This window comes from Bacillus sp. OK048, from assembly GCF_900103525.1.
GTDB lineage: Bacteria > Bacillota > Bacilli > Bacillales > Cytobacillaceae > Neobacillus.
Map to the genome: position 1 here is coordinate 53,688 of NZ_FNHN01000012.1, position 15,545 is coordinate 69,232.

Annotated in this window: 12 protein-coding genes; 4 read left to right on the forward strand and 8 right to left on the reverse strand. The window is 38.7% G+C overall.

From position 1 onward, the window contains the following. The first annotated feature begins 305 nt into the window (after positions 1-305). Positions 306-1,436 (forward strand): NADH-dependent flavin oxidoreductase, encoded by a 1,131-nt coding sequence (locus tag BLR86_RS19765; protein WP_090765590.1) that lies wholly within the window; start codon positions 306-308, stop codon positions 1,434-1,436. Positions 1,437-1,484: 48 nt separating this feature from the next. Here the strand turns inward: BLR86_RS19765 and BLR86_RS19770 are convergent, their stop codons facing one another. Continuing rightward, the gene (locus tag BLR86_RS19770; protein WP_254782386.1) at positions 1,485-2,042 is read right to left on the reverse strand and encodes a class I SAM-dependent methyltransferase; all 558 of its coding nucleotides are present in this window, start codon (positions 2,040-2,042) and stop codon (positions 1,485-1,487) included. A gap of 300 nt (positions 2,043-2,342) precedes the next feature. Between BLR86_RS19770 and BLR86_RS19775 the strand changes: the two genes are divergently transcribed. Then, positions 2,343-3,032, forward strand: a complete 690-nt coding sequence (locus BLR86_RS19775) for a glycosyltransferase family protein (protein ID WP_090765593.1) — start codon at positions 2,343-2,345, stop codon at positions 3,030-3,032. A 119-nt stretch (positions 3,033-3,151) separates the two neighbouring features. After that, the gene (locus BLR86_RS19780) at positions 3,152-3,604 is read left to right on the forward strand and encodes a YaiI/YqxD family protein (RefSeq protein WP_090765596.1); all 453 of its coding nucleotides are present in this window, start codon (positions 3,152-3,154) and stop codon (positions 3,602-3,604) included. 190 nt (positions 3,605-3,794) lie between these two features. Here the strand turns inward: BLR86_RS19780 and BLR86_RS19785 are convergent, their stop codons facing one another. The 7 genes from BLR86_RS19785 to BLR86_RS19815 all read right to left on the reverse strand — a co-directional run bounded on the left by BLR86_RS19785 (position 3,795) and on the right by BLR86_RS19815 (position 12,361). After that, on the reverse strand, positions 3,795-4,748 hold the full coding sequence (locus BLR86_RS19785) for an N-acetylglucosamine kinase (protein WP_090765599.1): 954 nt from the start codon (positions 4,746-4,748) through the stop codon (positions 3,795-3,797). Then, entirely contained in the window at positions 4,741-6,264 is a 1,524-nt protein-coding gene (argH, locus tag BLR86_RS19790; RefSeq protein WP_175492977.1) for an argininosuccinate lyase, read from the reverse strand. The genes BLR86_RS19785 and argH overlap by 8 nt, the downstream gene beginning before the upstream one ends. A gap of 22 nt (positions 6,265-6,286) precedes the next feature. After that, entirely contained in the window at positions 6,287-7,021 is a 735-nt protein-coding gene (locus BLR86_RS19795) for a creatininase family protein (RefSeq protein WP_254782387.1), read from the reverse strand. A 10-nt stretch (positions 7,022-7,031) separates the two neighbouring features. Further along, positions 7,032-8,759, reverse strand: a complete 1,728-nt coding sequence (locus BLR86_RS19800; RefSeq protein ID WP_090765605.1) for an ABC transporter permease — start codon at positions 8,757-8,759, stop codon at positions 7,032-7,034. A 10-nt stretch (positions 8,760-8,769) separates the two neighbouring features. Continuing rightward, on the reverse strand, positions 8,770-9,840 hold the full coding sequence (locus BLR86_RS19805; RefSeq protein WP_090765606.1) for an ABC transporter ATP-binding protein: 1,071 nt from the start codon (positions 9,838-9,840) through the stop codon (positions 8,770-8,772). 148 nt (positions 9,841-9,988) lie between these two features. After that, a complete protein-coding gene (locus BLR86_RS19810; RefSeq protein WP_090765609.1) occupies positions 9,989-11,077 on the reverse strand; it encodes an extracellular solute-binding protein in 1,089 nt (362 codons plus the stop codon). 78 nt (positions 11,078-11,155) lie between these two features. After that, positions 11,156-12,361 (reverse strand): ROK family transcriptional regulator, encoded by a 1,206-nt coding sequence (locus tag BLR86_RS19815; protein WP_254782388.1) that lies wholly within the window; start codon positions 12,359-12,361, stop codon positions 11,156-11,158. A 389-nt stretch (positions 12,362-12,750) separates the two neighbouring features. Between BLR86_RS19815 and BLR86_RS19820 the strand changes: the two genes are divergently transcribed. Then, complete coding sequence (locus BLR86_RS19820; protein WP_090765615.1) at positions 12,751-15,255, forward strand: NEW3 domain-containing protein; 2,505 nt, start codon at positions 12,751-12,753, stop codon at positions 15,253-15,255. The last annotated feature ends 290 nt before the right edge of the window (positions 15,256-15,545 follow it).

Below are 15,545 nucleotides of genomic sequence, written 5' to 3' on the forward strand. Positions count from 1 at the left end.
TCGCTATACGCCAGTATTTTCCCCCATCCGCAACTATTTCTCGCCATACGCAACTATTTCTCGCCATACGCAACTATTTTCCCCTATCCGCCAGTATTTCTCGCCATCCGCATCTATTTCTCTATTTAGTATAATAACGTGCCTTAACACAATTATCCAATATTTAACTGATTTTGTTGAAAAATAGTTAGCTCAATAACTAAAGAAGTTATTCGGGGACTTTCTATTATCAAGCATTTTTAATGCTTTTTTTACATCATAAAAGTAAGATAAAAGGGTTCACTAAGATATGGAGGTAAATACTTATGGATCTCAAATATACAGCACTATTCCAGCCCATTATCTTGCGCAGCGGAATTCAATTAGATAATCGTATCGTTATGGCACCCATGACGACTTGGTCGAGTAATGATGATTACACCGTTTCAGATGAAGAAGTAGCCTACTATAGCCGCCGATCACAAGGAGTCGGAATGGTTGTTACAGGTTGTGCATATGTCACAGCTAGCGGAAAAGCATTTCATGGTGGATTTGGAAGCGATCACGATGACTTTATTCCAGGTTTACGCCGACTAGCTTCTGCCATTAAAGAACAAGGAGCAAAAGCAGTCCTGCAAATTTTCCATGGCGGCAGGAAGTGTTCACCAGAGTTAGTTCCAAATGGAGAAATTGTTAGTGCCAGCGCTGTTCCTGGAGAACAAGGGACAGGATCCAATCAAGTTCCTCGTGCTTTGACCGAGACAGAAATTGAATCCATTATTCGTGATTTTGGCGAGTCAACCCGGCGAGCAATTCAAGCAGGATTTGATGGGGTTGAATTACATGGAGCGAATGGATATTTAATTCATCAGTTCTTCTCACCATATTCCAACCGCCGTGAAGATCAATATGGCGGCAGTTTGGAAAAAAGATTAACATTTCCAATTGCCGTTATTGATGAAGTGAAAAAGGTAGTAGCTGAACATGCGAAACAACCATTCATCGTTGGATATAGATTCTCCCCAGAGGAACCTGAAACACCCGGAATAACAATGGCTGATACCCTTGCCTTAGTGGATGTTTTAGCAAATAAAGGGCTTGATTATCTGCATGTTTCCACATTGGAGTTCTGGTCAACTCCAAGACGCGGTGCGGAAGATTCACGTTCTCGTCTTGAAATGATTCAGGAGAGAGTTGGGGAAAGTGTTCCAGTGATTGGTGTCGGCTCCATTTATACAGCTGACGATGCGTTAAAAGCAATTCAAACTGGTGTTTCAATGATTGCACTCGGACGAGAGCTTATTATTGACCCTGATTGGGTTGAAAAAGTTAAATTAGGAAAAGAATCTGAAATTGAAACAAAACTAAAAAAAGACGCTCAATCTCGTCTTGTTGTGCCAAATTCTCTTTGGCAAATGATTGTCAATAGACCTGGATGGTTTCCAATGGAAGATTAAAATAACTCCCAAATCAAAACCTAGTGTTTGGATTTGGGAGTTTCTTCTTTATTTTTTGGCAACAACAATTAATGCAGGTGAATTTACGGAATAAGCACCCTTTTCAAAGTTACCGTAAATTTCAATTGTTTGAAACCCATTATCTTTTAGAATAGGAAGTAATCGCTTTGACGTGACAGGATACAAAGAAGTTGTGTTAGAAAAGGATTGTCCAGCTGATGTTAATGTAGTAGTGAATAAAACCTTTTCTCCTGCAAGGTCATAACGGCGTTTAAATTCAAATATTTCCTTTTGAATGATAGGAAATGTAAAATCCTCGTTTTCTAAAACTTTCTCAAAATTAACAATTTGGCAAATAAATACGCCATCCTCATTTAACCTTCTGTATACTTGTTGAAGGAATTCGTTGATTTCCTCTAAATTGTTTAAATGAACAAGCGTGTTTCCAATGCAATAAATACCATCAAACGTTTCTTTAAATTCTTCTAGTTGCTGCATTGACTTCGTAAATACTTTTACTGAATGATTGGTTGCCTTTTCCCGAATTTGATCAGCCATTGCTTCTTCTGGTTCCGTGGCTGTAACTTTAAATCCTTCTTTTGACAAGTGAGTGCCATATTACCAGTACCTGCCCCAACGTCGAGCAGTAATCCTCCCTCTTTAAAATTAGATTTTAAAAAGTTAACGGCTTTCACATTAGTAGGAAAAATTTCGTCATAAAAAGGTGTTAGTGAACTGTAAAAAGTCAATTAAATTTCCAGCCCTTCTTAATTTTTGTGAATTCTCTTCAACAGTATAAACCTTAACTACAATAAAATTAAGCCTTCAAAATGTTTCGATATATAAATAATTCAAATTTTTAAAGTGAAGAATAATAAAAAAAATGTGGTTAAATGAGGGTTCTATTTGAAAAAACTAGCTCTGCTATCTTTAACATGTTTGTTATTTCTCACAGCATTAATAAAGACACAGGAGGTCGTGCCGTTTTTACAACCTGTCGCAAAAGGGCTGATTCAAAATACGAATGTTCCGGTATTATTACCAACATACTGGAGCGAACATCAGAGAAAGTCTAGAAAATATACGTCAGTTAAGGTGACAGCTCATGAAAATAGGTATAGTATTTATTTTTTATCTACAGATAAACCTTATCGAGCAAATGATCCAGCGTTATTTCAACCTCCTGAATCTAGTCGTATCGGAGGACTATCCGGTTATGTTGGAACGATGATGCCGAGCGACCGTCCGTATGATTTTGTTTTTTATAAAAAGAAAGATGGTGTTAAGTTATGGGTCCAACCGTGGATTCGATCATTGATTTATGCAAAGCGTGGACCATGGACAATGCATTTTGATGGTGATAACGGGGATGAGCCGTATCAGCAGGCAGATGAGTTGTTCAAATACATGAAAAAAGTGAATTGGTTAAAAAACAAAGACATAATTGAAGGGCATATCAGCATACTTGGCACGAGACAAGAAGCATACACAAGTTTTTCTTGGGAAACAGGCGATGGATATGTGTATGACTTTAATTATAAAGGTTCCATTAAGGAAGCGGTGAAAATTGTCGATAGGTTGGAATATGTTCAATAAAAAAATTATGTAACGGTTTACTTTAGAGGTGCAATCATCGTTAAAAGCATCTATATCGTTTGACAAAAGCTGAATCTGCCATTATCATCAACTCAAACTTATTTACGGGAGAATAAAAGATGAAAATTTTGGTTGACGCTGATGCTTGTCCGGTAAAAGATATTATTATCTCTGAAGGTACTAAGGCTGGAATTCCTATTACCCTTGTTACTAGCTTTTCGCATTTTTCTACTACGGAACAACCGTCAGGAGTGGAAACCGTTTATGTTGATTCAGGTGCAGACGCCGCGGATTATCGGATCATGAAGTTAGCACAAAAAGGAGATATTATCGTAACCCAAGATTATGGACTTGCTTCGCTCGGTTTAGCAAAAGGGTGTACGGTTCTACACCATACTGGATATAGTTATACAAATGAAAACATTGACCAATTATTACAAACACGTTATTTGAGTGCAATGGCTCGAAAAAGCGGTAAGCGCACAAAGGGACCAAAACCATTTACATCAGAAGATAAGGAGCAATTTAGGGGGCTTTTTAAAAGAGTAATTTCCAATACGAGTTTACTATGATTTTATAGATGAAAGAAAAGCAACGATAGCTGCTTTTTTTTCATCTTGGTGTACCCTATTCCCTATAAAATTTCTCTTGTTTAAGGCTACTCTGTTAACTGATTCTAAATTCTACCATTTTAGCTTTTTTACTCAAAATAAAAACACCCACAAACATCGTAGGTGAATGCTTAAATTTTATTCTCGACAGTTATTTTAATACCAAACCACGTTTAATAATATTACAAATCGGTTCTTCGGTGGTAGTTCTGACTTTCACTTTGGCCGTACTTTCTTGGATTCTTTGGCAAACTTGATTTTTAATGTAGTAATTATGATGGAAAACACCACCTTGAATAATCACATCAAATTCGTCCTGCTGGATTTCAGCTTTTTCAATCGCCGTTTCAATTAGGAGCAGCAGTTCTTCCACTGCAGCATCTAAGATGCGTTTACTTACTGTATCTCCTAACTGAAATGCCTCACCCACTACAGCCGCAAGGGCCCCTACATCATCAACAGAATAAGAATCACTATAGGTCCAATTATATAGATCTTCAATTTTATTAAAATTAAATTTCTCCAAAATAAGCTTGGATAAAAGTGTTTCCTCTCCCCGACCATCCATCATTTTGAGAACAGAAGAGATGGCTTGTTTGCCGATCCAATAGCCGCTTCCTTCATCACCAACCCGGTGCCCCCAGCCTCCTGAACGGACAATTCGATTGTTGCCATCATGAGCAAAGACAATCGAACCTGTTCCAGCAATTAAGAGAATACCAGCTTTGTTTTGAGTAGCACCCAATAAGGCGGAAAGGCAATCATTTTCAACATGTAAACTACCAATCTCAATCGACAAAGCCTCAACTGCTCGCTGAACAATTAATTTTACTTCCTTTTCATCATTACCCGTATCAATTCCAGCTAGGGCAAATACAGCTTTTTCTATGTTCACTGCTTTATTTGCTTCAATTCCTGCATCCTTAACAGCAGCAAGAACAGCTTCTACTAAAGCTTTTTTAGCTCCATCAGCACCAGTTACATGATAATTAGAAGCCCCAGCATGACCTTTACCAATGACGGTTCCATCAGAATCAACAAGGACTGCCAGTGTCTTTGTTCCTCCTCCATCGACTGCCAGCAGTTCGATGGATCTCCTATTCATTAGCTCCAGTCCATTCGGTAAATGTGGCACTAACCTTTAAAGCAGAGGTGGTAAGGTGTTTTTGTCTTTCATCTAACCAGTTAACCAATTGTTTCTGTTCATAGAATCGTGCTTCAATGGTTTTTTCCATTCTGCTCGGGCTAGGACCGCCTTCTAGGTCTCGGATCTGAACGAAATATTCAGGGCTCAAGCATTGGTCTAATTCTTCCTCAGTTAAAACTGATTCCTTCCCCGCTACCATTTTTGATTGTTCGTTTAAAAGTTTCAACGTTAGGGATTCTAATGACGTTTTTCCACTCTGCATGAGTTCCTTCACCGTGGCACTTACGACATGATGTGCTTGGCGGAATGATAGTCCATCCTTACGCACAATAGTATCCGCTAATTCCGTAACGTTGGCAAAGCTTTCCTTCGCTCTTTTTAGAAGGGTTTCTTTCTTGACTTCCATTGTGAGTAAAACACTTGTTAATAAATCATAAATGCCTCCTAATTTTTCAATAGCTTTCCACATATACGGCTGCATATCATCTTCTGTATCTACAATATCTCCAAATGGCGTATTATGGAGCATAAGCAAGACGGTTTGGCAATCTCCTGCTACACTAGAAAGTAGACCTCTCATATGCTCAATGGAAACAGGATTGCGCTTTTGCGGCATAATCGAGCTGATTTGGACGTATGGTGCAGAAAGAAGAAATGCTCCATACTCCTGAGTACCCCATAGTAAAAAGTCTTGGATGGATCTACCTAAATTAAGTGCTGACAACTGAACAGCCGTCGCCGTTTCTGCTATATAATCTGCACCTGCAACCGCATCCCAAGCATTATCAATCATATCTTCAAAGCCAAGTAGCTCTTTCATACGTTCACGGCTAATCCCAAATCCCGAAGTGGTTAGTGCGGCTGCTCCCATACTGCTGCGATTTACGGTTTTATAGGCAGCCTGCAGTCTCGTAATATCACGGGTAAGCATATCCGTCATCGCATTTAAATAATGAGACAAGGTAGTGGGTTGCGCTTGTTGGGTATGGGTATAGCCAATCATCACCGTTTCTTTATGTTCGTCCGTCAAGTCAATTAGTGCCTCACGAAGTGTTAATGCCTTCTCCACCAATAATAAAAGCTTTTTCCTTAGTGTCATGCGGTAAATCGCAATTCCCATATCGTTGCGGCTTCTGGCAATATGAAGATTTCCTGCAATATCGCCTGCGTCTTCAATTAAAGCATGCTCGACTTCAAAAAATAAATCCTCAAACTCACCCGTATATCTTCTGTTATTAATCTCCTGTGCATCCAAATTGGCAACTGCTTTTGCAATTTTCCGGGCCTCTTCGTTTCCAACTAGCCCCTGTTCTACCAGCATAATTAAATGGGCTTTATGAATCTCGACCATAGAGTCAATAAATTGTTGTTTTGCTTCATCATAGGCTGGTTCAAGCACCATCGATGTATAGGTTTTAGAAGGAAAGGTTGTGCCTTCCTTTTTTATGATTTGTTCTCTCAGTGAGGTTTTCACTTTGGTCCATCCCTTCTGTCGCTTAATTTTCAAGCCAGTTTTTAATTAACTCATTCATATTTGTCGTTGCTTTTTCAACGATTTTCTTCCCCTTTTCGTAGGAGGTTTGTTGAATAAGCCCTGTGTAACCATCCCATGCCTTTGGAGTGCCCTCTACAAGAATGTAGGGGTAGGATGAAAGTGGCTGAAACTCATTAAATTCTTCATCCATTAAATCTACATGGACCAAATCCGGACGAAACGCTTTGACAGCAGACATTTCATAAGGTCCGCCATGTCCTCTTCCTTTCGTTCCTTCAAAGCCAATTTCAGTAGCCGCATTGATATCGACCATTTGCCACCAATTTACTAATAAAAAGCTTGCGTCGGTATACTTACCCGTTACATATTCTGCTACTGTTCTAGAAACCCCCATATTGCCGTCATGTGCATTTAAGAGAATAATTTTTTTAATCCCTTGCTCAATAATTCCCATGGTTATATCAATCAAGTATTCCTGAATAATGCTTGGACGAATTGGAATCGTTCCTTTATATTTTTTCGTTTTTCCTGGACAAGCTGTATATGGAACAGTTGGGAACACAACACCACCTAAGCTAGGAGCAATCACGTTCGCAAATCCATCTGCTAACACAATATCCGTACCAAAAGGTGAATGTGGACCGTGATACTCAAAGCTCCCTAACGGAACAACAGCAAATGCTGCCTGCTCAAGCGTTTTTAGGTCTCTTCCATGAATGTCGCTTGCGTTCACCACAATCTCCTCCTTAAATGGCTGATCCTGCTTTCCCATCTGTTATTTTTTGTGAAACGAAAAGAACAGTTATAATCAAAATAATTTGTAGCACACCGTATGCGCAGGCTGTTCCGAATTTGAAAGCATACATTTTTTGGAATATCGCGACAGATAACGGCATCGTTGACGTACTATAAATTAAGATAGAGGCAACGAATTCACCTATCCCTTGAACCATTGCAAGCAAGGTACCTGCAAGAATACCAGAGAACGCCATTGGAACAACGACTCTTCTAAATGTGTACCACCAATTCGCACCTAAGCTTCGAGCCGCTTCCTCTATCGATTCATCCATTTGCATTAATGCGGCAGAAGTAGATCGGAAAATAAGTGGTAAATGCCGTACAAAATACGCTAATGGTAAAATCCAGAACGTCCCAATTAACACCTGGTTAAAGCTGAATACACTCGGTTCGCTGAACGCCGCGATCAAGTTAACCGCTACAACGGTACCAGGCAGGGCCCATGGAACCATGATTAAAATATCAAGTAAGGCTTTTCCTTTAAACTTCATTCGAACCATGGCATAAGCCGCCGCTACACCGAACAAAATATTTCCGGCTGTTGCCACAAAACTCATCTGCAAACTGTTCCAAATTGGACGCCATGTTCGCTCATCGGTAAATAAATCAATATAGTGCTGCAAGGTATAAGCCGTAGGGATTACCTGAACTGTCCATTCCCCGTCGACTGAAAAAGAAATCAGCACAAGAACAAAGATTGGAAGCATTAAAATAATGACCCCGATAAACGAAAGAAACATCGACGTGTATTTTGCAAATTGGGAACGTAATTCGGTGCGATGAACACTAATCCCTTTGCTTTGATTTTGATAGTTCCGTCGTCCTTGGTACCATCTCATCAAAATTAAGAAGGAAATCGAAACAATGGATAGTATGGTAGATTGTGTGGCTGCCATATCGAGACTTCCATTTGTACGTGATAAATAGATTTGCATCGTCATCGTCCGTTCTACACCAAACATCAACGGTGCAGTGTAGGACGCCATGGAAATCATAAACACAAGTAAGGATGCTGCAATTAACGCTGGAGTTAACATTGGAAGGATGACCTTCAACCAAATGCGAATTCTTCCAGACCCAAGGCTCGTCGCTGCTTCTTCTAAGGAAGGATCCAGGCCTTTAATCGCTGCTGCTGCTGTTAAATAAAAGTATGTGTACATGGTAAACGTATGAACGACGATAACACCCATAACACCTTTTAATGAAAAAGGTACTTTTTCAAGGTCAAATAGTACCTGAAGTGCCCGTGGGATGATCCCACTTTCTCCATAGAGAAAGGTAAAAGATAACACACCTACAAGAGGCGGCAATGCCATCGGTACTAGGATTAAGACAGAAAGAAGCTTTCTTCCAGGAAACTCGTAACGCTCCATCAAAAACGCCATTGTGACACCAACTATGGCACAGGTAATCACGCTAATGACCGATATATATACACTTGTCCAAAGCGCTTCAAGGTTGGCTGTACTTGTTAACCCAAAAAAGCGTTGGTAATTTTCGAGTGTTGCCCCTTCTGCACCCACTACACTTTGAACAAAGGTTTGATAAAATGGATAGATAACATACGCTAAAAGAACTAAAAAAAGTGGTGAAATTAAAACATAGATAAAATATTTCGAACGAGAAAGGCGTGCCCACCAGTTTTCTCGCACAGCAGTAGTTTGATTCGCACTCATTCTATCACCTCTATTCTCCAATTAAGTAGATTCCTTTTTCAGGTACGTGAAGGGTAATCGAATCGCCGCGCTTAAGGATTTCATTTCCTTTATTGATAATCATAACCTTCATGATATTTGAGCCTACTTTTACAACATAATTGATGCTAACACCGGTAAATTCCACGAATTGAATGGTGCCTGTCACCTGATTTGGACCTGTACCTTCAAATACCGCTTCAGGACGAATTGAAACTTTAATATATTCACCTACGGCCAGCTTTTTCCCATTTGCAGATTGTGTCATACTCCCTTGAACGAAGATGTCGTCATCCAACTTAACCTTGACATCATCCCCTTTTACTTCAACGACTTCCGCTTCTAGGATGTTTGATTCTCCAATAAAGGACGCAACAAAGTGATTAGTAGGTTGGTTATAAATTTCTTGCGGTGTTCCAATTTGTTGAACGACCCCTTCCTTCATAACCATGATTCGATCTGACATCGTCATTGCTTCTGTTTGATCATGAGTAACATAAATGGTCGTGACACCTAATTCGACTTGAAGTCTCTTAATCTCTAATCTCGTTTCCTCACGCAATTTCGCATCTAAGTTGGACAGCGGTTCATCAAGCAGAAGAATATCAGGTTCAATCACGAGAGCCCTCGCTAAAGCAACACGCTGTTGTTGACCACCTGAAAGTTCATTAATTTTACGAGTCCCATATTTTTCAAGATGAACAAGCTTTTGGGCACGTTCCACTTTTTCTTTAATCACCGTTTTTGACATTTTTCGAACTTCAAGACCGAATGCAATATTTTCAAATACTGTCATATGAGGAAAAAGAGCATAGTTTTGAAAAACCATTCCAATATTTCTTTTATTTGGCTGCAGAGTGGTTACATCCTTGTTATCAAAGAGAATCTTTCCCTTTGACGGATAATAAAATCCTGCTATCATCCGTAATGTCGTTGTTTTTCCACATCCTGATGGACCTAAAAAGGTGAAAAACTCTCCAGGTTTGACATCGATATCAACGTTCTCAACTCCAACTGATGTTCCAAACATTTTACTAACATAATCAAGTCTTACACTTTTCAACACAAACACCTCGCTGTTCTTAAAAATGAGCCAAAAAGAAAAGCCTTTATTAGGGCTTATTCTTTTACAAGGTAAGAAAGTATTTTAATGCCTTCTTACCTTGTAAAAGAGGGTGAAAAAACATCTTCACCCCTTTTATAGTAACCTATTAATTTTTACCTTTAATATTTTCATCCCAATGCTGCATCCACTCAGCTTCTTTTTCAGCCATTACTGACCAGTCAATGTCTAATGACTTCAGGTCAAGCTCTTTATACCAATCTGGCATAGTTGATTTGTCGATATCGGTACGAGTTGGAATTTGGAATAAATCTTTTGCCAAAATTGTACGAGTTTCTGGATCAAATAAGAACTCATAGAATAATTTTGCGTTTTCTAGGTTTTTCGCATCTTTCACAAGTCCAACCGCATCGACTAAAATTGGTGCTCCACTTTTTGGATATACGAAATCAAATGGTTGGTTGTGCTGATTTTTTTGGATAAGAATATCTTGTAAATTCCAAAGCGAAATCGAACCTTCTTGACGGGCAAGCTTTAAGTATAGGTTTGTTGGGTCCTGTGCATATTCTTTTGTATTGGTATCAAGCTTTTTTAGCCACTCATAACCCTTATCAGGAGTATCTGCACCTTGTTCATGAATCATCGCAGAGTAGATGGTTCTCATCGTACCTGATGCTAAGACACCACGGATAATAATTTTGTCCTTCCACTTCGAATCAAGGAGATCATCCCAATCTTGTGGTGCTTCGTCTTTCTTAAGCATGTCAGAGTTGTACATGATTACTTCTGGCAGAAGCATTTCACCATACCAACGGTTTTTAGAATCCTTATGTTCTGGTAAAATACTTGCATCAAAGCTTGGTTTGAACGATTCTAACAGTTCTTCATTTGCTGCTGTCATAAAAGCAGATTGTGTTCCACCCCACCAAAAGTCAGATTGTGGATTGGCTTTTTCTCCACGAACACGTTCAAGAACCTGCTGTGCTCCCATTGTTAACACGTCAACCTTTACATCGGGGTATTTTTCATTAAACATTTCAACCACTTTGTCGACAATCGTTTGGTCACGGGCGGTATAGATAACAAGGTTGCCACTTGCTTCAGCTATTTCTTCTGTTTTTCCTTCGTCTTTTTCTTTTTCCGGTTTTTCCCCGCCTGAAGAACTACTCGAACAGGCTGACACGAAAAGCATCAGAACAGCTATCAAGAATACCAATAAATTTTTCTTCTTAAACATACTTCTCCCCCTATAAATGATTTTATTTATTCTTAAAGCAGGCAAAATTACCTGCAAAGAACCAAAATAGTAAACACCCTAATTCAAAAAACTATCGTATTCACTCAAAAACAAAGAAACCGCACCTAAAACTCCTGCATTTTCCCCTAATTGCGATTGAAATATTTCTACTGAACTAGGCAGGTATTGATGAACAATCTTTTGTATTCTTGGAAGAATGAAATCAGCAGATTTCATCACCCCGCCATCTAGAATAACAACCTCCGGATTTAATAGTGTCGCAGCATTGATGATTCCATAGGCTAAATGTTCAATGGCGTCTTCGACAACCGCAAGGGCAGTCACATCTCCTGCCTTCGCTAACGAGAAAGCCTGCTCACCAGTCAACTCCTTTTTTGCTGCTTCAGCAAATACAGGGTGACTCTTGTTTTGCAGGACAAGCTCTGTGAATCTTCTCCCAATCGCTTTTCCACCAGCAACACTTTCAAGATAACCATAGCGATGAAAGATTGGTTTAAACTCATTTTTCATATCATTTTTATCTGTAACCATATATCCCAGCTCCCCAGAAGCATAAGAGGATCCACGATAAAGTTGATTATGAATAATAATTCCACTGCCTATCCCTGTACCAACAGATATAAACAGTACATTTTCTTTATCTTTAGCCTTGCCTAACCATTGTTCTCCTAGAACGGCTATATTGACATCATTATCGACATAAACAGGGAAGGAAAAGAATCGTTCAGCCTCAGTCAAAAACGGATAACGGACCCATTTTAAGCTTGGAGCTTCTATAACAACCCCCGTTTTCGTTTCTGTGATACCTGGTACTCCTACCCCCATACCGAAAATCAAACTCTCATCTAACTTATTCCGTTGAAGCATCTCTTGCAATTCTTTTAGAATTTGTTTGAGTAAACCATTTTCTAAATGTTTTCTTGTATTAAAACTGCTTACACTGATAATCTTTCCCCCAAGATCAGAAATGGCAATTTTCACTTTGGTGCCACCAATATCCACCCCTATGACATAGGCAACCTTTTCATTAAAATAAAGATGAATCGGTCTTCTGCCACCCTGTGAAGAGGATTCGCCAATGCCTTTTTCATAAACCCATTTCTCTTTGACTAATTCATCAACTAATAATGAAACAGTCGGCTTGCTAAAATGGAGCTTTTCCGCAATTTCTGCCCTAGATATAGGTTGAGAATTTTTAATACATTGTAAAACCATCTTTTTATTTTTTGTCCGTATCTCTGCATTTGATAGTTTCTTATTCATAAACATCACGGCCTTAATTAATTTTGATAGCGTTAGTTAGTAAGTTTAACTAATTTAACTACACTATACCTTAAATTGGAAGCGTTGCCAATATTTAATTTAAAAAATTTAGATAATTGTGATTAGTTTGTAAAAATTATATTTAATTCATTTTCTCTTAATGCGTATGAATACTGACGCTCATAACTTTAGCACTAATACTATAGGCCTTATTTACAAATAGCAGATAGTAATTTAGTAATATTTACAATATTCTGAAAGGTATTATAATCGGACTTGTAAGTATTTTCCTCCAATTAGTTAGTTACATTTACTAACTAAAACCACATAATGATGAAAGGAGAATTGAATCGCTTTATTTCATTCACTATTGAAAGGGGTTACAAGAATTGAAAAAACTTTTTTGTTTATTGATGTCTATTCTTTTAATTACTTCCTTATTACCTCCAATTAGTCTTGCACAAGAACAAAGTGATGCGGATGTTGAGCTTTGGAATGTTGTAAAACCTCTAGATACTACGGTTACTTTCTTAAACACAGGAGCACATCCAGACGATGAACGAAGTGATTTACTTGCCTATTTATCACGTGGATTAGGTGTGAAAACAGCTAGTTTAATTGCCAACCGTGGTGAAGGCGGACAAAATGCGATTGGAAATGAGTTAGGCAATGCCCTTGGAATTATTCGCTCCAATGAAATGATTGAAGCTGCAAAGGTAAATGGTGTTAAAGCCTATCATTTAAGTGAAACCACATCTGATGCCATCTATGATTTTGGTTTTTCAAAATCACCAGATGAAACCCTTGAAAAATGGGGTGAAGATGTAGTGTACGAACGTTTAATCAAATTTATTAGAACCTATCAGCCAGATATTGTCATGCCTTCTTTCGAAAATGTGGTAAGCCAACATGGTCACCATAGATTGATGGCGATTTTATCCGAAAGAGCATTTAAAGATGCAGCCGATCCAAACGTTTTCCCTGAACAGTTGAAAAATGGATTAAAGCCTTGGCAGATCAAAAAGTTTTATTTACCAGTGAATGCTGCAACTGCTGCAACGACCTCTATCGAGATTGGTGACTTGGACCCAATCTACGGTATGAGTTACCCGCAACTTGGTGAAGCATCCCGATATCTGCACAAGAGCCAAGGAATGGGAAATGATATTCCTGTTGCACCTAGAAAATCACATTTAAAATTAATCCACTCTGCAGTAGAAACAGGTTCAACTGACCTTTTTGCAGGGGTTCCGTATGACTTCCATGCATGGGCAGATATCATTCCTGCTGCTAACGTCAGCGCGAAGTTGGATACCTTACAAAACGAATTGGAAGGCATTATTAAACTGTATCCAGACCGGGAAGCGATTTTACCTAAATCACAAAAGGCTTTAGGGGATGTACAAAAATTAATAACTAGTACAAAATCAGCAAAATTGGATGCTGGGATTAAAAATGACTTACTTCATAAGCTTGAACTAAAAGTAGAACAGCTACAACAGGTAAGTTTCGTTGCTTCCGACCTTGCTGTTGATATGGAAATTGGTTCATATGTATTAACTCAAGGTGAACAAACTCAAGTAAAAGTTAAGATTTCAAATGAAGGAAAGCAAAAAATCCAACATATTGAAGCAGCGTTACTGACTTCCGAAAATTGGAAACACGAAGGTGAAACTCAAGTAAAGCATCTAAAGCCAGGTGAATCAAAGACGGTTACCTTCAATGTCACTGTTCCTTCTGATGCAGAATATTACCAGCCATATGGCGACGCTGTGATCAAAGCACAACTAACCTTTAAGGAAAACGGAGTGAAAACAACATCCGTTATTGATTTAGATAATACAGTGAGTGTGCTCCCTGAATTAAGTGTTACTCCAGACCCCGTTAATATCACGGTTAACACTGCCAATGTACAAGATGAAATTCCGGCCACAGTTAAAGTAAAAAACTATGCTAAAGGTGCTAAAAAAGCTACAGTTTCTTTAAATCTTCCTAAAGGCTGGACCAGTAAACCAGCAACATCAGAAGTTACCTTCACTGAAAGATATGAAGAACGAGAAGTATCGTTTACATTAGTTCCGCCGAAAGATATCTCTCAAGGTAATTTCACAATCGCAGCGATTGCCAAAACAGATGGTAAGTCATTAAATACTACTGTACAAGAAATTAAATATGACCATATCAATGACTCATACTTTATGTACCCATCTAACATTAATGGGGTTGCGTTTGAGTTATTAAAACCAGATAATTTGAAGGTTGGCTACATTGATAGCGGCTTTGACACGATTGCCGATTCCTTGCTAAATGCTGGATTTGATATCACAAAGATTACACCGGAAGAGCTAAAAAATGGTAATCTTTCACAATACGATACCATTGTAGCTGGAATCAGGTCGACACTTGGAAGACCAGATGTATTGCAAAATAACACAAGATTGCTTGAATATGTGGAAAATGGCGGACATTTAGTCATGCAATATGTTACATCTGGGGATCCATGGAATAGAGGTGCATTCACACCGCCATATCCATTAACCATCGGATCACCTTCTATTGAATGGCGCGTGACGGACGAAAATGCAAAGGTAACAGTTACTAAACCAGAACATCCGCTGTTTAACTATCCAAATAAAATTGGCGATAGTGACTGGGATAACTGGGTACAAGAAAGAGCTCTTTACTTCCCAAGTGCATGGGATACAAACTATGAAACCTTCGTATCTATGGCAGACCCTGGCGAAGCACCATTTGAGGGCGGAATCCTAATGGCTAACTACGGCAAAGGAACATTCCTCTACACCAACCTAGTATTCTACCGCCAAATCAATGCACAAGTTCCTGGAGGCTACAGAATCTTTACAAACCTAATCAGCTACGGGTCTAATAACTAGGAAGGATTACTTGAGGTCTTTTCAAACACTTATCATTAAAAAGTGTTTGTAGGGCCTCTTTCCTTGTATAAATGAACTTACTTCCTAAAAATTTTCCCTCTATGGCTTCTTTTAGGAACTGCAAATTTTGCTTGATTTTGATAATATTCACCCCAAAATCACTATTTGGAAACTATATTTAGAAATGTAGTTTAGTATTGTTTTGCTTTCCACAATGAGTAAAAAAAGAGATCAGTGAAGTAGTTTTCCCATGTTCTCTGTTCCTCCTTTATTTCAAATGTGTTGTCAGC

What these genes read in the sequence shown, in the direction of transcription:
- BLR86_RS19800 (WP_090765605.1), bottom strand. Translation starts at nt 8,759, where the DNA reads ATGAGTGCGAATCAAACTACTGCTGTGCGAGAAAACTGGTGGGCACGC.
- BLR86_RS19780 (WP_090765596.1), top strand. Translation starts at nt 3,152, where the DNA reads ATGAAAATTTTGGTTGACGCTGATGCTTGTCCGGTAAAAGATATTATT.
- BLR86_RS19810 (WP_090765609.1), bottom strand. Translation starts at nt 11,077, where the DNA reads ATGTTTAAGAAGAAAAATTTATTGGTATTCTTGATAGCTGTTCTGATG.
- BLR86_RS19815 (WP_254782388.1), bottom strand. Translation starts at nt 12,361, where the DNA reads ATGAATAAGAAACTATCAAATGCAGAGATACGGACAAAAAATAAAAAG.
- BLR86_RS19765 (WP_090765590.1), top strand. Translation starts at nt 306, where the DNA reads ATGGATCTCAAATATACAGCACTATTCCAGCCCATTATCTTGCGCAGC.
- BLR86_RS19785 (WP_090765599.1), bottom strand. Translation starts at nt 4,748, where the DNA reads ATGAATAGGAGATCCATCGAACTGCTGGCAGTCGATGGAGGAGGAACA.